The 17694-nt window shown below is 63.5% G+C and carries 14 protein-coding genes; 9 read left to right on the top strand and 5 right to left on the bottom strand.

What is annotated here, in order from left to right; all coding sequences use genetic code 11:
• The first annotated feature begins 3 nt into the window (after positions 1–3).
• From wecB to RQP54_RS19565, 6 genes are all read left to right on the top strand, one after another.
• On the top strand, positions 4–1140 hold the full coding sequence (gene wecB / locus RQP54_RS19590) for a non-hydrolyzing UDP-N-acetylglucosamine 2-epimerase (protein ID WP_315680260.1): 1137 nt from the start codon (positions 4–6) through the stop codon (positions 1138–1140).
• Positions 1141–1147: 7 nt separating this feature from the next.
• Positions 1148–2395 (top strand): glycosyltransferase family 4 protein, encoded by a 1248-nt coding sequence (locus RQP54_RS19585; RefSeq protein ID WP_315680258.1) that lies wholly within the window; start codon positions 1148–1150, stop codon positions 2393–2395.
• Positions 2349–3350 (top strand): SDR family oxidoreductase, encoded by a 1002-nt coding sequence (locus RQP54_RS19580; protein WP_315680256.1) that lies wholly within the window; start codon positions 2349–2351, stop codon positions 3348–3350. The genes RQP54_RS19585 and RQP54_RS19580 overlap by 47 nt, the downstream gene beginning before the upstream one ends.
• Positions 3347–3907 carry a sugar transferase gene (locus RQP54_RS19575; protein ID WP_315680254.1) on the top strand — a complete coding sequence of 187 codons (561 nt, stop codon included), beginning with the start codon at positions 3347–3349 and terminating at the stop codon, positions 3905–3907. The genes RQP54_RS19580 and RQP54_RS19575 overlap by 4 nt, the downstream gene beginning before the upstream one ends.
• A 76-nt stretch (positions 3908–3983) precedes the next feature.
• A complete protein-coding gene (locus tag RQP54_RS19570) occupies positions 3984–5903 on the top strand; it encodes a nucleoside-diphosphate sugar epimerase/dehydratase (protein ID WP_315680305.1) in 1920 nt (639 codons plus the stop codon).
• 91 nt (positions 5904–5994) lie between these two features.
• The gene (locus RQP54_RS19565) at positions 5995–6567 is read left to right on the top strand and encodes a hypothetical protein (RefSeq protein WP_315680252.1); all 573 of its coding nucleotides are present in this window, start codon (positions 5995–5997) and stop codon (positions 6565–6567) included.
• A gap of 15 nt (positions 6568–6582) precedes the next feature.
• Here the strand turns inward: RQP54_RS19565 and RQP54_RS19560 are convergent, their stop codons facing one another.
• The gene (locus tag RQP54_RS19560) at positions 6583–7476 is read right to left on the bottom strand and encodes a phospholipase A (RefSeq protein WP_315680250.1); all 894 of its coding nucleotides are present in this window, start codon (positions 7474–7476) and stop codon (positions 6583–6585) included.
• A gap of 86 nt (positions 7477–7562) precedes the next feature.
• Positions 7563–9662 carry an ATP-dependent helicase gene (locus RQP54_RS19555; protein WP_315680248.1) on the bottom strand — a complete coding sequence of 700 codons (2100 nt, stop codon included), beginning with the start codon at positions 9660–9662 and terminating at the stop codon, positions 7563–7565.
• 157 nt (positions 9663–9819) lie between these two features.
• Between RQP54_RS19555 and RQP54_RS19550 the strand changes: the two genes are divergently transcribed.
• From RQP54_RS19550 to RQP54_RS19540, 3 genes are all read left to right on the top strand, one after another.
• Entirely contained in the window at positions 9820–10815 is a 996-nt protein-coding gene (locus tag RQP54_RS19550; protein ID WP_315680246.1) for an AEC family transporter, read from the top strand.
• Positions 10816–11019: 204 nt separating this feature from the next.
• On the top strand, positions 11020–12561 hold the full coding sequence (locus RQP54_RS19545) for a methyl-accepting chemotaxis protein (protein ID WP_315680244.1): 1542 nt from the start codon (positions 11020–11022) through the stop codon (positions 12559–12561).
• A gap of 451 nt (positions 12562–13012) precedes the next feature.
• Positions 13013–13234 (top strand): hypothetical protein, encoded by a 222-nt coding sequence (locus RQP54_RS19540; protein WP_315680242.1) that lies wholly within the window; start codon positions 13013–13015, stop codon positions 13232–13234.
• A gap of 304 nt (positions 13235–13538) precedes the next feature.
• On the opposite strand, the gene priA is transcribed toward RQP54_RS19540, so the two are convergent.
• The 3 genes from priA to RQP54_RS19525 form a co-directional block, all read right to left on the bottom strand.
• The gene (priA, locus tag RQP54_RS19535; RefSeq protein ID WP_315680240.1) at positions 13539–15683 is read right to left on the bottom strand and encodes a primosomal protein N'; all 2145 of its coding nucleotides are present in this window, start codon (positions 15681–15683) and stop codon (positions 13539–13541) included.
• Between the two features lie 407 nt (positions 15684–16090).
• Complete coding sequence (hemE, locus tag RQP54_RS19530) at positions 16091–17224, bottom strand: uroporphyrinogen decarboxylase (RefSeq protein ID WP_315680239.1); 1134 nt, start codon at positions 17222–17224, stop codon at positions 16091–16093.
• Between the two features lie 55 nt (positions 17225–17279).
• Positions 17280–17693, bottom strand: a complete 414-nt coding sequence (locus tag RQP54_RS19525) for a CoA-binding protein (protein ID WP_315680237.1) — start codon at positions 17691–17693, stop codon at positions 17280–17282.
• Position 17694 lies beyond the last annotated feature (1 nt).

Here is a 17694-nt window from a genome sequence, read left to right as displayed (position 1 = left end):
CCCATGAAAAAGCTCAAAGTCATGACCGTGGTCGGAACCCGACCCGAAATCATCCGTCTGTCGCGTGTGCTGGCAGCTTTGGATGCACATTGCGATCACGTTCTGGTCCACACTGGACAAAACTATGACTACGAACTCAACCAGGTCTTCTTCGAGGACTTGGATATCCGTAAGCCGGATCACTTTCTCGACTGCGCCGCGCATTCGACGGGTGCGGCCAACACAATTGGTAATCTGATCACTGCAGTTGACTGCGTACTGGCGGATGAATTGCCGGACGCCATGCTGGTGCTGGGGGATACCAACAGTTGCCTGGCGGTCATTCCGGCCAAACGGCGAAAGGTGCCCGTATTCCACATGGAAGCGGGGAACCGTTGTTTCGATCAACGGGTGCCAGAGGAAATAAACCGTCGAATCGTCGACCATACGGCGGATATCAACCTCACCTACAGTTCGTTGGCGAGGGAGTACCTGTTGCGTGAAGGCCTTCCTCCAGACCAGGTGATCAAGACTGGAAGTCCCATGTACGAAGTGCTGCAGCACTACATGCCACGCATTGAGGCATCGAATGTTCTGGATCGCATGGGAATGAGCCAGGGGAAATACTTCGTGGTCAGTGCCCACCGCGAGGAGAACATCGAATCGGACAACGCGTTTTTCAAGCTGGTGAAAGTGCTCAACACGGTTGCGCAGGAGTATGGGCTTCCAGTCGTGGTTTCCACACACCCGCGAACCCAGAAACGCATCAATACAACCGGTTCAGAATTCCACCCCTTGGTTCAGTTGATGAAGCCAATGGGCTTTCATGACTATGTGCGTTTGCAGATGCATGCGCAAGCGGTCTTGTCGGACAGTGGAACCATCAACGAAGAATCGTCCATCCTGAATTTCCCTGCGCTCAATCTTCGCGAGGCGCACGAGCGCCCGGAAGGTATGGAAGAGGCGGCCGTCATGATGGTCGGGCTCGAGGCGGATCGTGTCCGGCAAGGGTTGGCGATATTGCAGCAGCAACAGCGGGGGAGCGACCGCACCTTGCGTTTGGTGGCCGATTACAGCATGCCCAACGTCAGTGACAAGGTCGTCCGGATCATCCACAGTTACACCGACTACGTGAACCGCGTGGTGTGGAAGAAGTACTGAGGTACCTTTGCGGATTCTCGTTGTCAGCCAGTATTTCTGGCCGGAAAACTTCCGTATCAACGATCTTGTCAGAGACTGGGGGCATCGTGGGCACGAAGTGACGGTTCTGACGGGCGTACCGAACTATCCGGAAGGAAGCGTGTTCGACCGATACCGAATCCGACCGGATGACTTCATGCAGTATGAGGGCGCCCAAGTGCTTCGAGTCCCGATGTTGCCGCGTGGGAGCGGGAGTGTCCGCCTGGTGTTGAACTACCTCTCGTTTGTGCTGGGAGGGTTGCTCTGGGGCCCGGTCTTGCTGTGGGGCCAGCGATTTGACGTCATCTTTGTCTTCGAACCCTCTCCAGTAACGGTGGGACTACCGGCTGTGCTGTTGGGGAAGCTAAAGAAAGCACCGGTGGTGTTTTGGGTGCTGGACCTATGGCCAGAAACATTGGCTGCCATTGGTGTGGTCCGGTCTCCTGCCATTCTGCGCTGGGTGGGCCACATGGTCCGTTTTATCTACAACCGGTGCGCCCTGGTGCTGGGACAGTCCCGTGCATTCATGGGTAGCATTGCGAAATACTGCAATGAACCTACCAAGATCCGCTATTTTCCCAACTGGTCGGAAGAGGTGTTTGCCGATCGGCAGGCCGAACCGGCACCGGAGATCCCAGTTCAGGACAACGTATTCACCGTCCTGTTTGCTGGCAACATCGGTGAAGCGCAGGATATGCCGGCGGTACTGGAAGCAGCCCAACTTCTGCGTGACAATCCCGGGATCCGCTGGGTCATCGTCGGCGATGGACGCCAGTCGGAATGGGTCCGGAACGAGGTGCTGCGGCGCGGGCTTCAGGAACGAGTCATTCTGTCCGGACGGTTCCCTTTGGAGCGAATGCCGTCCTTCTATGCCCATGCGGACGCTTTGCTTGTTTCTTTGAAGCGTGATCCGGTGTTCAGCATGACCATTCCCGGCAAGGTGCAGTCCTATTTGATGGCGGGCGTCCCGATTCTTGGAATGCTGGATGGCGAGGGCGCGTCGGTGATTCGGGATGCACAGGCTGGTTTCACTTGCGGCGCAGGAGACAGCGCAGGGCTCGCGCACGCGGTGACCGCACTGGCGGCGCTTCCGCCCGAGACAAGGGCCCAGATGGGTAGGAATGGGCGCAGCTATGCCGAAAGCGAGTTCGGGCGTAGCGCACTGATGGCTCGGTTGGACACCCTGTTGCATGAGGCAGCAGCCCTTGGCGCGAAGCGCCTCTCGGGGAGTACCTGAATTGATTTTGGTAACGGGGGCCAACGGATTCGTAGGAAGCGCATTGGTAAAGCGCTTGGCTCAAGACCACCCTGAAGGTGGTGTGATGGCAGCTGTCAGGGGGAAGGGGTGGACCCCTTCAATGACTTGCGAGGTAGTGGAAGTCGGTGGAATCGATGGGTCCACATGCTGGAAACGCGCTTTGCAGGGCATGGAGGTCGTTGTGCATTGTGCGGCCAGGGTGCATGTCATGCATGAGCGATCTGTGAATCCCCTGGCAGAATTTCGCAAGGTCAACGTGGAGGGGACCGCCAACCTTGCACGCCAAGCGGCGGCTGCTGGCGTCAGGCGATTCGTTTACCTGAGCTCGGTCAAGGTAAACGGGGAGTCCACGCTGCCAGGGCAGCCATTCACGGCGGAGGACCCGCCGGAACCGCAGGATGCTTATGCCATATCCAAGCATGAGGCAGAGCAGGAACTGCACCGGATCGCCAAATCTGCGGGGATGGAGTTGGTCATCATACGCCCGCCCCTTGTTTATGGAGCGGGCGTGAAGGCAAACTTCGCGGCGATGATGCGTGGGGTGGCGCGCGGTGTGCCACTGCCATTGGGTGCCGTTACATTCAATCGGCGCAGCATGGTGGCCTTGGATAATCTGGTCGACCTGATCGTCGTTTGTCTCAAGCACCCGCTAGCGGCAAATCAGACCTTTCTCGTCAGTGACGGTGAGGACCTGTCCACGTGCGAGTTGATTCAGCGCATGGCCAGGGCGTTGGGCACCCCTGCCCGGCTGGTGTACCTGCCAACGGGGATTCTCCGATTGGGGGCAGCGGCGCTCAACCGAGGCAGTGTGTATGCGCGGCTATGTGGCTCCTTGCAAGTGGACATATCCAAGACATGCACTCGCCTGGGGTGGGCGCCACCCATAACGGTTGATGCAGGATTGTTGCAAGTAGCGCTAGGGATGAAACGATGAAGCGGTGGTTTGATCTGTGCGTGGCATTGTTGGCCGCGATGTTGTTGCTGGTACCCGTCTCGATCGTGGCAATCGCCGTTCGCTTGACGTCGCCAGGTCCGGCGCTGTACTGGAGTGACCGCGTGGGACGGTATAACCGCATATTCAAAATGCCGAAGTTTCGTAGCATGCGCATCGACACACCCGCGGTGGCGACGCATCTGTTGGAGAACCCCGGCCAATGGTTGACGCCCATAGGATCTTTCCTGCGCAAATCCAGTCTGGACGAGCTTCCGCAGCTGTGGAGTATCCTCAAGGGCGACATGAGCTTTGTCGGACCGCGCCCGGCCCTATTCAACCAGGACGACCTGATTGCCCTGCGTACCGAAAGGGGCGTGCACGAGTTGATGCCGGGTCTGACGGGGTGGGCGCAGGTCAATGGTCGCGATGAGCTTCCCATACCGCAGAAGGTGCAGTTGGACGTGGAGTATCTTCAGCGCCGCTCCTTCTGGTTTGACCTCAAGATTCTCGTGCTCACTGCCCGAAAAGTAATTGCAAGAGATGGAGTGTCCCATTGACCGTGCGCGCCCACAGATTCTGGCCACGCGATGGGGGGACAACTTGAGCCTTCCTCTGAAGCCATTGGCCTCGCCAATGCTGGCATTGCCGCGCGCTGCCAAGCGCTTGATTGCCGTATCGGTGGACATGGGACTGTGTGTGCTCACGGTCTGGTTGGCGTACTACCTGCGCCTGGGCGAATTCGTGGCATTGTCTGGTCGCGCACTGTGGGCTGCAGGTGCCTCCATTGCGCTGGCACTGCCGGTCTTCATCGTCTCGGGTCTGTACCGCGCCATTTTCCGTTACAACGGGTGGCCGGCGCTGCTGGCGGTTGCCCGTGCCATCGGGATCTACGGCTTGCTGTACTTCGCGATATTCACTGCGGTGGGCGTTGCCGAGGTCCCGCGCACGGTAGGGATCATCCAGCCCATCCTGCTACTGTTGTTCGTCGGGGCTTCCCGGGCCTTCGTACGTGTGTGGCTCGGGGATCAATACCAGTTCATCCTGAAGCAGGCCAAGCGGCCCAAGGCGCTTATCTATGGTGCCGGGGCCACAGGACGCGAACTGGTGGCAGCCCTGGCCAACGGAAACCAGATGCTGGTTGCGGGGTTCCTGGACGACGATGAGCGTCTTCATGGTCACGTCCTGAACGGCTTGCCTGTCTACAACCCGCGGGATTTGACAGGCTTGGTCGAGACGCTGCATATCCGGGACATCCTGTTGGCAATGCCGAGCATCAACCGCAAGCGTCGCAACGAGATCCTTGCACTCATGCGTGGCGCCCATGTGGCGGTCAGAACCTTGCCCAGGATGGCGGACCTGGTGCAGGGCAAGGTCAGCATCTCCGACCTCCGGGAGCTGGATATCGACGACTTGCTGGGGCGCGATCCGGTAGATCCGGATCCGCAGCTGTTTGGATTGAACATCCAGGGCAAGGTCGTCATGGTCACCGGCGCGGGGGGGTCGATCGGAAGCGAGTTGTGCCGCCAGATTCTCGCAGTCGGACCATGCACCTTGCTGTTGGTCGAGCTCAGCGAGTTCGCCCTCTATGCAATCCACCAGGAGTTGGAAGAAAAGCTCGCGGGGCGCAGCATTCGCCTTGTCCCCTTGCTCGCCTCGGTGCAGGATCGCGTGCGCATCGACGAGCTGATGTCGACCTGGCGTCCGGATACGGTGTACCACGCCGCAGCCTACAAGCACGTGCCGCTGGTGGAACACAACCCTGCACAAGGCGTCAAGAACAATGTGCTGGGCACGCTGTGCACGGCTCAGGCCGCTGTGGCTGCGGGTGTTTCCGATTTCGTGCTGGTCAGTACCGACAAGGCGGTGCGGCCGACCAACATCATGGGGGCAAGCAAGCGTTTGGCGGAGATGGTGCTCCAGGCCTTGGCGGCCACCGAGCCGGCAACGCGCTTCAGCATGGTCCGCTTTGGAAATGTGCTGGGCTCGTCCGGTTCGGTCGTGCCTCGATTTCGGCAGCAGATCCGGGACGGTGGGCCCATCACGCTCACCCACCCTGACATCAACCGCTATTTCATGACGATCCCCGAGGCGTCACAGCTGGTCATACAGGCCGGAGCCATGGCCAAAGGCGGGGATGTGTTCGTGCTGGACATGGGACAGCCCGTGCGCATCATCGATCTGGCCCGGCGCATGGTCGAGCTGTCGGGCCTGACGGTGCGGGATGAGACCGATCCCGATGGCGACATCGCGATCGAGATCACAGGGTTGCGTCCGGGCGAGAAGCTGTACGAGGAATTGCTCATCGGCGACAACCCGAAGCCGACACCGCATGCGCGCATCATGAAGGCGCATGAGGAGTTCTTGCCCTGGCAGGAACTGGCCGTCCGGATCGAGGCACTGGAGCAAGCCCTGAATTGCAACGATGTGCCGGCGATCCGCCAACTGCTGCAACAGCTCGTGGCCGGGTTTACGCCCGCGGAAGAAATCGTGGATTGGGTCTATTTGGCACGTGGAAACGGCGCTGCTCTCCAGGAGCGGTCAGGAACGGGCTGAAGCGCACTTTCCAACCCGGTCGCGCACGGCAGTTGGCACGTAGCCATGCAGGAATTCTTGGAGTACCATGGTGCAACTTCAGGAGTTTCGTATGTTCGAACGCTTCCGATCCAACAAAGACAAACCTGCCGCGCAAGACAGTAAGCTCAACTCCCAGCTCCCGCGGGGCATGGAGGTTGAAGAGGTGAGTGACCCCGAGACCGGCTGGGGCATGTGGGACGAGGCCACAGCGTCGGCCGAACTGCGCCTGGGGAGTGGTGCGCCGTTGCCAGCGGATACCCCACCAGCCGGGCCCACGCCCATGCCGAGCCTTGGGTTTCCCCATGAGCCGGGTTCGGATACCCAGCCCATGCCCTTGAGCGAGAAGTCACTCGCCCAGCAGGCGGAAGAAGCGCTCGGCATCATCGAACTGCACCACGCACGCATTGCCAAGACCATACGCATGATGTGGGGCTACAAGGAGTGCAGCGCCTACATCGACAAGCTGCTGATGACCGGCTACGACGATACCGGTCATGCCCGCCAAGGCTTTCACCAGGAGGCGGTCAACGCCATGATGACCCTCGGTGAGACGCACGACAAGCTGTTCGGCATCGAGCACTCGGTCGGCTTGGGTGGTTTCGATGGCCAACTCAATGCGCGGGATCACCGCTCAAACCGCTGAAGCCCGTACTGTCCGCTACCAGTCCAGCAGGGTCAGCCCAAAATTGAGCGCTGTGCGGCGGTGGTTGTAGTCCACCAGTGAATCGCCATAGCCGCTGAACAGTTCGGTGTGGAAGCGCAGGCTGGAGCGCGGGTTGGTGCTCTGTCCGATGCGGTGCCACCAGGTCAGGCGCACCGAGCCTGCATCTCCCGATCCGAAGACCGGTCGCACCGTGAGCCCGACACTGTTGTCATTGCTGGCGTTCCACAGCACGCTCACCTCGCCACGCCCTACCTTGTCCACGATGTCCGGGTTGTCATCGTCTTCCGCCGCTTCGGGCAGGCGCTGCCAGGCGCGCACATTGACCGTCCAGCGCTGGCCCAGCTCGAAGCCAGCCATCGCAATCACGCGGTTCCAGCTGCGCGACAGCGGCAGGCTCTGGCCGTTCGACTGGTGGTTGGCACTCACGCCCGCATAGGCCCAGCGCCACCCGCCTGGCAACTCGGCCTGCAGCGGCAGGATGTAGATCAGTTCCGGCTCGTGGTCGGTGGCGCGGAAGGGGCGCGAGAGCTCGCTGTTGAACAGCTGCCAGTAGGACTGCTGGCTGTAGGCAAACCAGACCGAATCGAGCAGCTCATCGCTTCCACCCGTGAGCAGGCCCTGTGCCACCTTGGTCCGTACCGACAGCTGGATGCGGGTCTCGTTGTTGGTGTAGGCCTGGGTCGTGCCGGTGTGCCCAGCGGTGGGGCTGGTGGGGGTGCCGTTCACGCCGTCGGCCACCGTGGCACCCAGGCTGATGGGGCGGTAGCCGCGCAAGCCGAAGGTGCCGCAGTTGGCGGCGCCGCGCAGTTCCCAGAAGCGCTCGAGCGGCGTGAGGTGCGGGTCGTGGCAGGGTTGCACAGGAATCGAAGCCGGGGCCAGCTGCTCCACCGTGGCTGGGGTGTCAATTTGAGCGCTTGCCGGCGTAGATATTGTGCATGCAGCTATGAAAGTAATAGCGATTGAAGGAAATCGTTTCATGCACTCCCTCCGGGTTTGGCATTGAGCGCCTCCTTGGCGTCCTGCGCTTTGCGGGCAAACTCGGCGCGCAGGGCTTTGAGCTTCTCGCGCGGGTCTTCCTTGGCCGTCTGGGCGTCGAGCGCCATCTCGGCGATGAAGCGGCTGGGCAGGGCCTGCACCGTGTCCCGGCCCTTCTTGCGTCGCCGGGTCCAGCTCACGGCCAGGCTACGCTGGGCTCGCGTGATGCCCACGTACATGAGGCGCCGCTCTTCCTGCAGCCGCAGCCCCAAGGCCAGTTCGTCGCCATCGGCATCGTCGTCGAGCTTGAAGGGCAGCATGCCTTCGGTCACTCCAGCCAATATGACGTGAGGCCACTCCAGCCCCTTGCTGGCGTGCAGGGTCGAGAGCGTGACCACGTTCTGCTCCTGCTCGCGCTCGGAAATGGTGGACAGCAGCGCAATGGTCTGCGCCACTTCCAGCAGTGACTTTGTCTCGTGGGGCGCCTCCGGGTCGGGTTCGCAGCGCTGCGCCATCCACTCGCAGAACTCCTGCACATTGCCCCACTTGGCGGTGGCCACGGCCTCGCTGTCCTCGTGGTCGAACAGGTGCTGCTCGTAGGCGATGTCCTTGAGCCACTGCTGCATGAAGGCCAGCGCGGCCTCCTTGCCCTGGGTCTGGCGGGCGCGGAACTCCAGGTCGTTCACGAAGCGGCCGAACTCGTGCAGGCTGCCTACTGCCTTGGCGCTCAGTACCGAGCCGAGTGACGAGGCGAACAGCGCCTCGAACAGGCTGACCTTGTACTGCGTGGCAAAGGTGCCCAGGCTGGCCAGGGTCTGGTGGCCGATGCCGCGCTTGGGCGTGGTGATGGCGCGCACGAAGGCCGGGTCGTCGTCGTTGTTGCTCCACAGCCGGAACCACGCGCACAGGTCACGGATCTCGGCGCGGTCAAAGAAACTGGTACCGCCCGACACCTTGTAGGGAATGTTGGCCTTGCGCAGCGCCTTCTCGAAGGGCTTGGCCTGGTGGTTGGCGCGGTACAGCACGGCAAAGTCACGCCATTCCTTGAACTGCGTGCCGCCCCCGGCACCCTGCGCGCGGATGCTGAGGATGCGCGCTGCCGCCCGCTCGGCCTCGTGCTCCTCGTTGTCGGCTTCCACCACCCGCACCGGCTCGCCTTCGCCCAGCTCCGAGAACAGTGTCTTGGGGAACAGCTTGGGGTTGGGGCCGATCACGTTGTTCGCGGCCCGCAGGATGGCGCTGGTGGAGCGGTAGTTCTGCTCCAGCTTGATGACCTTGAGGTTCGGGAACTCGACCGGCAATTTCTTCAGGTTGTCCAGCGTGGCGCCGCGCCAGCCGTAGATGCTTTGGTCGTCGTCTCCCACGGCCGTAAAGCGCGCGCGCTCGGGGCCGCCCACCAGCAGCTTGAGCAGCTCGTACTGGGTGGCATTGGTGTCCTGGTATTCGTCCACCAGCACATGGCCCAGCAGGGTCTGCCAGCGCTGGCGCACTGCTTCATGGTCGCGCAGGAGCTTGAGCGGCAGGCTGATCAGGTCGTCAAAGTCCACGCTCTGGTAGGCCGTCAATCGCTCCTGGTAGCGCTCCATCACCACGGCGGCCACGCGCTCGTCCTCGTTCCTGGCAGCGGCCAGCGCTTCCTGCGCGCTCAGGCCCGCACTTTTCCAGGCGCTGATGGTCCACTGCCATCCGCGCGCGGTGTTGGCGTCGGTCGTGCCGCCCGCGTCCTTGAGCAGGCTGGTCACGTCGTCGGTGTCGATGATGGAAAACGCGCTCTTGAGCCCCAGCACGCCGCCGTCCTCGCGCAGCATGCGCACCCCCAGCGAGTGGAAGGTGCAGATCAGCACGTCCTTCGCCGCCTTGCCGATCAGGCCCTTGGCGCGCTCGCGCATCTCGGCCGCGGCCTTGTTGGTGAAGGTGATGGCGGCAATCCGCTTCGGGGGCATCTCCATCTGGATCAGCCGCGCAATCTTCTGGGTGATGACGCGCGTCTTGCCCGAACCCGCCCCGGCCAGCACCAGGCACGGTCCATGCAGGTAGTTCACCGCCTCCTGCTGGGCGGGATTCATGCCCATGGGGGCTTTGGTGGCGTGGGAAGACATGCGGTGGAACGGGGCGACCGCCACGCCGCGCGGGCGTGGCACAGCAATAGGGCCAGGAAAAGGGGCCAAGTGTAGCGGCGTCGTGTGAAGCTGCTGGCCCCAAGGGCCTGTCAGCCGAGGTACAGGCACCGGCCTGCCGCGGCGGCACAATGGGGCTGTGCTGAACATCCTCTCCGTCACCTTCCCGTTTTTCGCCTTGGTGCTGTGCGGCTTTGTCGCGGCGCGCCGGGGCCTGCTGCCCCTGGCGGCCATCCCAGGCATGAACAGCTTCGTGCTGTTCTTCGCGTTGCCGTGCATGCTGTACCGCTTTGGTGCCAGCACCCCCATCGCCCAGCTGTTCGACCCCAGCGTGGCGCTCACCTACCTGCTGTGCGGGCTGGTGGTGGTGGGGTTCGTCATGGTCATCACCCTCCATGGCCGCATTGGGTGGAATGATGCAGCCTTCGGCGCCCTGGTCGGTGCCTTCCCCAATACCGGCTTCATGGGCGTGCCGCTGCTGGTGGCCCTGCTGGGCCAAAGTGCGGCCGGTACCGCCATCGTCACCATTCTGGTGGACATGGTCATCACCTCCAGCCTGTGCATCGCCCTGTCCCGGCTCGATGCGGCCCACCTGCCGGCCGGCATGGGCGGCGGCGCGGCTGCAGCCCAGGCCGTGCGCAATGCGCTCAAGGGCGTCGCCACCAACCCCATGCCCTGGTCCATCCTGCTCGGCGCCGTGGTGTCGGCCTTTGCCATCGAGTTGCCCGCCCCAGTGGCCAAGACCATCGGTCTGCTGGCCGACGCCGCTTCACCCGTGGCCCTGTTCACCATCGGCGCGGTGCTGGCGCGCTCCCAGATCCTGGCCGAGCAGGACGCCGCCCACGCCGTGCCCTGGGACGAGGTGGTGCCCGTGGCCCTGACCAAGCTGTTCCTGCACCCCCTGCTCGTGCTGCTCGTCGGCGTGAGTGCCATCAGCCTGGGCGTGCCGCTGGACAAGCCGGCGCTGACCGTGCTGGTGCTGCTGGCCGCGCTGCCCAGCGCCAGTAATGTGTCATTGCTGGCCGAGCGCTTCGGCGCCGACAACGGCCGCATCGCCCGCATCATCCTGGTCTCGACCGCTGCGGCCTTCATCACCTTCTCGGGGGCGGTGGCGGTGATGGTGGGGCGCAGTTAAGCACGTAACCAGGCGCCAAGCACTAATTTGGTGCAATTTCGCGCAGTTGCTGGGTGAGTAGCTACCAAATTAGTAGCAAATATTGTCCCCTGGGCCCCAAAATCCATTGGCAGCACGGAGTCAAAGCGCTACAGTGACAGCGCCTGGCCGAGAAGGATGGGGCGAATGCAGCTGCCAGGCCCCCGCTGTTCGCAGGAGGCAACAATGAACAATTTCCAGATTTCCACCCGCATTACCATGTTGTGCGGGGTGCTGATCCTGGTCATCCTCGGTGTCGGCTACCTGGGCCTGAGCGGCATGCGCATGTCCAACGAGTCCTTGCGCACCGTGTACGAGGACCGCACGGTGGCTCTGGGGCAGCTGGCCACCGTTCAGCGCCTGGTGACGCGCAACCAGTACCTGCTGTCCATGGCCTTGCACCAGACCAGCACGGAGGCGGCGAACAAAGCGCTTGAAGAGTTTCCAGGTAATGTCGAGCAGATCACCAAAACCTACGATGCCTACCTGGCCACCTACCTGACGCCGGAAGAGACGGTGCTGGCCAAAGACTGGAAGGAAAAACGTGCGGCCTACAAGGACAAAGGCTTGCTGCCCACGGTGGCGGCCATCAAGGCCGGTAACAAGGACGAAGGCCTGCGCCTGCTCAGCGAGGTGGTGACCCCGCTGTACGACAGCCAGCATGCCGTTATGCTCAAGCTGGTCCAGCTGCAGATTGACGAGGCCGACAAAGAATACAAGGCCGCCACGGCCGAGCAATCGCAGCGCCGCATGCTGTCCTGGACCTTCTTCGCAGTCGGTGTCGGCCTGGCCGTGTGGCTGGGCTGGATGCTGGTGGGCTCCATTCGGGCCTCGCTTCAACGCGCCATCGAAGCTTCTGGGGCCATCGCCCAGGGCGACCTCACCCACCCGATTGTGGTGCAGGGCAAGGACGAGGTGGCACAGCTGATGGGTTCCATGGCCTCCATGCAGAACCACCTGACCGATCTGGTGTCGCGGGTGCGCGAAGGCGCCGAAGGCCTGTCGACCGCCAGTGCCGAAATTGCGCAGGGCAACAATGACCTCTCCATGCGCACCGAGCAGCAGGCCAGCGCGCTCGAAGAAACTGCAGCCAGCATGGAAGAGTTGAGCTCCACCGTGAAACAAAATGCCGACGCAGCGCGCCAAGCCAACCAGCTTGCGGCCAACGCGTCCCAAGTGGCGACCCGGGGCGGCGAGGTGGTGGGTCAGGTGGTGGAGACCATGCGCGGCATCAATGAGTCCAGCCGCAAGATCAGCGACATCATCAGCGTCATCGACGGCATCGCTTTCCAGACCAACATCCTGGCACTCAACGCCGCAGTGGAAGCCGCGCGTGCGGGCGAGCAGGGGCGAGGCTTTGCCGTGGTGGCCAGCGAGGTGCGCAGCCTGGCCGGCCGCAGCGCCGAAGCGGCCAAGGAGATCAAGAGCCTCATCAACGCCAGCGTCGAGCGCGTGGAGCAAGGCACGGTACTGGTGGACCAGGCCGGCGAGACCATGACCGAAGTGGTGGGCAGCATCCGCCGCGTCACCGAAATCATGGCTGAGATCAATGCTGCCAGCAGCGAGCAGTCCACCGGCATCTCACAAATCGAGGAGGCGGTAGTCAGCATGGACCAGGTCACGCAGCAAAACGCCGCCCTAGTGGAACAGATGGCCGCGGCGGCGTCGAGCCTCAAGAGCCAGGCCCAGGAGCAGGTCCAGATCGTGGCGGCTTTCAAGTTGCATTGATGGGTGGTTGGGGCTTTTGGCCCTCTCCCTTATTGCGCGAGTAGCTACTCAATTGATAGCAAATTGGAGCGAAATGGAGCCATGAGGCAATGGTTCAGTTCGGAGAATTTGCCTTGCAGGCGGCTTCCTCAATTTCCCCACTCACCCCCCGCCCTCTCGCCCCGCCGGGCGAGAGGGAGCCCAACAGCCACATTTGGCCGCGTGTTTAAACAAGGGAAGTGCACGCGCTACTGCTAGTGATGGCTTTGTTGGTGTCTGCGGCAGGGTCAGAGGTATAGTGCACCGCGGTGTACTGACACCTCATTCAACCCATATGACTCTTTGTCCTCATTGCGCCAGCGCAGAGATAACGACACAGGCCAAGCGCAGCTCCAGCCGAGAACGCCCAGCGCAGTGCCCGCACTGCGGAGGGCTGTCACACGTAGTGGCAAGCACCGCCTCGGGGATACCGATGGCGACCGTTGCGATCGTCGTGTTGGCCTTTCCAGTTGCCTCCCTAGCAGGGGCATCTTTGTGGCTTGGTGTGTTCGGCATTCCACTGGCGATTGCCTACAACCGGTGGGCATGGAACAGTGCAGCGGTATTTCCGATTTCACCGGACAGCGCAAATGCATCGCGACGTGCCAATTGGGTGGTCAACATGCTCGCAATCCTGGGAATTTTCTGGAGCTGAGCTATTTCCTCCCGGAAGTGCAACAGCACGCTGGAACCGGGATAGTCAACGCCAATGAGCGCGTGCACTTCCCTTGTTTAAACACGCGGCCACATGGGGCTGTTAGCTCCCTCTTTCGCCCGGCGGGGCGAGAGAGGGCGGGGGGAGTGAGGGGGGCGTGAGGAAGCCGCCTGCCAAGGCAAATTCTCCGAACCGAAGCATTGCCTCATGGTTCCCTGAAAAAACAAACCCCAAGGCATAGATCCGCCCGTAGCCCGCGAATAGATTGCGCAATAAGCTACGAAATAAGTAGCAAGAGGAAAGATCAAATCCCCAGCGGATCCACATCCACCGCCCAGCGGATGACCCCCTTGCACTCCGGTCGCTCCCGGCACTGCGCCAGCACATCGCCCCAGGCCGAGAGAAACTGCTGCAGCGCCGCGCGCGAGTCGCTCTCCACCAGCATCTGGGCTCGTTCCACATTGGCCACGCGCTGGATTGCGCTGGGGATGGCGGGGTAGACGGTCACGCGCTCCAGCACCGGGGCCCAGCCGGGCCACTGCGGCATGTCGGTCAGCGCCACCTCGCGCGCGGCGTCCAGCAGGGCGCGGGCGGCTTCCTGGGTGCGGGCTTCCGCGCGCACCAGCGCCTGGGCGGTGAACGGTGGCATGCCCGCGCTTTCGCGCTCGCGCAGCTGGGTGTCGGCAAAGGCCGGGTAGTCGTGGGCGCGCAGGCTCACATACAGGTGGTGGCCGGGCTCGTAGGTCTGCACCCACACGTCGCTCGGGGTGCCCAGCGAGGTGTCGCGCCCGGCGCGGCCTGCGGCCTGCATCAGCAATGCGAACAGGCGCTCGGCGGCGCGGAAGTCGCTGGAGAACAGCGCGCCGTCGGGGTTGATGGCGGCCACCAGCGTGATGCGGCGGAAGTCGTGGCCCTTGGCGATCATCTGCGTGCCCACCAGCACATCCACGTCGCCCGCATGCACGGCCGCCAGCTGCTCTTCGAGCGAGCCCTTCAGGCGTGTGCTGTCGGCATCGATGCGGGCAATGCGCACGGCGCCGCCGTCCGGCCGCTTCACGTCCACCAGCAGTTCGCCCAGATGTTCTTCCAGCTGCTCGGTACCGCGGCCCATGGGCAATATGTCCACATTGCCGCAGTCCGGGCAGTGGCGTGGCACGCGGTCGGTAAAGCCGCAGTGGTGGCAGCGCAGCGTGCGGTCCACCTTGTGGAACACGCGGCAGGCGCTGCAATGCTTGCACTGGCTCTTCCAGCCGCAGGCCGAACAGTGCAGCACCGGGGCGTAGCCGCGCCGGTTCATGAAGATCAGGCTCTGCTCGCCACGGGCGATGCGCTCCTTGATGGCGTTGAGCAGAGGCTCCGAAAACACCACGCCGCGCGGCTGGTGGTTCATGTCCACGCGGCGCACGGTGGGCAAGCCGGTGTGGGGTGCGTCTCCTGCCTTGGCGCCGATGCGGCTGGGCATGGCCAGGCGCTGGTAGCGGCCGCCCTCGGCGGCGGGCCGGCTCAGGTACCAGCTCTCCAGCGAGGGCGTGGCGGAACCCAGCACCACCTTGGCGTTTTCCAATTTGCCCCGGTACACGGCCAGGTCACGGGCCGAGTAGCGCGCGCCCTCGCCACTCTTGTAGCTCGGGTCGTGCTCTTCATCCACCACGATCAGGCGCAAGTGCGGCAGCGACGCAAACACCGCCATGCGCGTGCCCAGCACGATGCGCGCCTGGCCGTGGTGCGCGGCGAGCCAGCTCTGCAGGCGCTGCGCCGGGGTCATGCCACTGTGCATGGACACCACCGACTGTGCGCCGAAACGCCCGGAAAAGCGCGCGGTGAAGCGGGCTTCGAGCTGGGGGGTGAGGTTGATCTCGGGCACCATGACCAGGGCTTGCGCGTACGGGTCGTCCAGCAGCAAGGCTTCGACGGCCTGCAGGTAGACCTCGGTCTTGCCACTGCCGGTGGTGCCGAACAGCAGGAAGGGGCCGCTCTGGCTGGCGATCTGCGCCAGCGCTGCCGCCTGCTCGGGGCTCAGCGCGGGTGCCGCGGTGGGCGCAGGTGCGTCCGGCTGGGCCAAGGCGGCCTTGGCATGGCGCTTGAGGCGGCGCTGCAACTGTTCGGCGTCAATCTCGCGCAACTGGGGCGGCAGCGCGGCCAGCGCCACTTCACCGGCCGAGCGCTGGTAGTAGCTGGCCGCAAACTGCAGCAGCGCACGCCAGGACGCACCCAGCGGCGCAATGCCTTCCAGAACTTCGGAGACGTCGCGCAGCTTGTCGGGCTCGGTCGGGGCGGCGGAGTTTGGTGCCGGGGCGTCCCACACCACCCCCAGGGTTTCGCGCGCCGCCAGCGGCACGCGCACCAGCGTACCGGCTGGCAGCGGCTCGGCGTGGCGGTAGCTCAGCACCGAGCCCAGCCGCGCGTGGGCGGGGGTGTGGACCAGGACGTGCAGGAGGGTGGAGGACATGGCGGGCAGACAGCAGGGCCGGTGCGCAATGCAGCGGCCCCCGAATATGCCTGAAATTCAGCCGCGTACCCGCCCGGGAGCGGGTGGAAATCAGCAATCCACCGCGATTCAGATATTCTGTGGATAACTTTGTTGGTAACTTGGTGGGGGATGCGCCAAAGCCTTGAAAATCAAGGCTTTGCACACATTGCCCAGAAATTCAGCAATTTTTCAGAATCCTTATAAATCAACAACTTACGCGCGCTACGGCTTTCATAGCGCGATCTGCAAGCGGGCCTAGGGTAAACACTAGGTGACGTTGATTTTTGTGTATAAGTGCAACAGCAGAGGCCGAATTCGGCCTTTTTTGTGCTAGCGCCGGGCACAAAAAAACCGGGCCGGGCCCGGTGGGTGGGTTGACGTGCGCGTCAGGCCGCCTGGCGCTGCCGGCGCGAATGGCTGTGCACCGCTTCCACCAGCGCGGCCACATGCTCGGGCGGGGTGTACTGGCTGATGCCGTGGCCCAGGTTGAAGATGTGCGTCGGGCCCGTACCGGTGCCGGTGTAGGGTGTGCCGAAGCTGTCGAGCACCTTGGCCACCTCGGTCTGGATGGCGGCAGGCGGGGCGAACAGCACGTTGGGGTCGATGTTCCCCTGCAGTGCCTTGCCGGGGCCGTTTTCGGCACCGCCCACCAGTGCGCGGGCGCGACCCAGGTTTACGGTCCAGTCCAGACCCAGCACATCGCAGTCCAGCGTGCCCATCTGCTCCAGCCACAGGCCGCCGCCTTTGGTGAACACGATGCGCGGAATGTAGTGGCCCTGGGCGTCGGTGCGCTTCAGCTGCGCCAGCACGCGCTTGGTGTAGGCCATGCTGAATTCCTGGAAGGCGCCGTCGGCCAGCACGCCGCCCCAGCTGTCGAACACCATCACGGCCTGCGCGCCGGCGTCGATCTGGGCGTTCAGGTAGGCGGCCACGGCGTCGGCATTCACCGCCAGCACACGGTGCATCAGGTCGGGGCGGCTGTACATCAGGGTCTTGACGTGGCGGTAGTCGTCGCTGCCGCCGCCTTCCACCATGTAGCAGGCCAGGGTCCAGGGGCTGCCGGAAAAACCGATCAGCGGCACGCGGCCCTTGCCGTCCACGGTCAGCGCCTTGCGGATGCTGGACACCGCATCGAACACGTACTGCAGCTTGGCCATGTCGGGCACTTCGAGGGCCGCCACAGCGGCTTCGTCGCGCACGTTCTTGGCAAAGCGCGGGCCTTCGCCCTGAGCAAACGAAAGCCCCAGCCCCATGGCGTCGGGCACGGTCAGGATGTCAGAGAACAGGATTGCCGCGTCGAGCGGGTAGCGGTCCAGCGGCTGCAGCGTGACTTCGGTGGCGTAGTCGCGGTTGGTGGCCAAGCCCATGAAGCTGCCGGCCTTGGCGCGCGTGGCGCAGTATTCGGGCAGGTAACGCCCGGCCTGGCGCATCAGCCACAGCGGGGTGTAGGCCGTGGCCTGGCGCGTGCAGGCACGCAGGAAGGTGTCGTTGTGCAGGGGGGCAAAGGTCGGGGTGCTCATCCCCCGATTGTCGCAGGCTGTGCGCCGCACTTGGCCGCAGCGTGCTTGACGCAGGTCAAGAATGGCGGGTGATTTCTATCTTGGTGCAGCGGTCCTGCACGGCGCGCAATCCGGCGGCGCGGGCGCGTCCGATGGCCGCGTCGTTGACCACGCCCAACTGCAGCCATACCGCTGGGGCTTGGACAGCAATCGCCTCATCGACCACCGCGCCCGCGTCCTCGCTGTTGCGGAACACATCCACCAGGTCGATGGCATGTTCCTTGGCTGCATCGGCCAGCGTGGCGTATACCATTTCACCGAGGATTTGACTGCCCTGCGCCGCCGGGTTCACGGGTAGCACGCGCCAGCCATGGGCCTGCAGCACGCGGGCTACCTGGTAGCTGTCGCGGTGCGGCTTGGGCGACAGGCCCACCACGGCACAGGTGCGGGTGGTCTGCAGGATGTGGCGGATATCGTCTTCCAGCGTCATG

Origin of the sequence: Curvibacter sp. APW13 (genome assembly GCF_032337135.1) — a bacterium.
In the GTDB taxonomy this organism is placed as follows: domain Bacteria; phylum Pseudomonadota; class Gammaproteobacteria; order Burkholderiales; family Burkholderiaceae_C; genus Allorhodoferax.
The sequence above is the reverse complement of the archived record's forward strand: the minus strand, read 5'-3'. Positions and strand labels throughout refer to the sequence as shown.

Bases quoted from the DNA above. Each gene is read 5' to 3' on its own strand.
- priA (WP_315680240.1), bottom strand. From the start codon at position 15,683: ATGTCCTCCACCCTCCTGCACGTCCTGGTCCACACCCCCGCCCACGCG.
- wecB (WP_315680260.1), top strand. From the start codon at position 4: ATGAAAAAGCTCAAAGTCATGACCGTGGTCGGAACCCGACCCGAAATC.
- RQP54_RS19575 (WP_315680254.1), top strand. From the start codon at position 3,347: ATGAAGCGGTGGTTTGATCTGTGCGTGGCATTGTTGGCCGCGATGTTG.
- RQP54_RS19545 (WP_315680244.1), top strand. From the start codon at position 11,020: ATGAACAATTTCCAGATTTCCACCCGCATTACCATGTTGTGCGGGGTG.
- RQP54_RS19525 (WP_315680237.1), bottom strand. From the start codon at position 17,693: ATGACGCTGGAAGACGATATCCGCCACATCCTGCAGACCACCCGCACC.
- RQP54_RS19540 (WP_315680242.1), top strand. From the start codon at position 13,013: ATGGCGACCGTTGCGATCGTCGTGTTGGCCTTTCCAGTTGCCTCCCTA.
- RQP54_RS19555 (WP_315680248.1), bottom strand. From the start codon at position 9,662: ATGTCTTCCCACGCCACCAAAGCCCCCATGGGCATGAATCCCGCCCAG.
- RQP54_RS19580 (WP_315680256.1), top strand. From the start codon at position 2,349: ATGAGGCAGCAGCCCTTGGCGCGAAGCGCCTCTCGGGGAGTACCTGAA.
- RQP54_RS19570 (WP_315680305.1), top strand. From the start codon at position 3,984: ATGCTGGCATTGCCGCGCGCTGCCAAGCGCTTGATTGCCGTATCGGTG.
- RQP54_RS19565 (WP_315680252.1), top strand. From the start codon at position 5,995: ATGTTCGAACGCTTCCGATCCAACAAAGACAAACCTGCCGCGCAAGAC.
- hemE (WP_315680239.1), bottom strand. From the start codon at position 17,224: ATGAGCACCCCGACCTTTGCCCCCCTGCACAACGACACCTTCCTGCGT.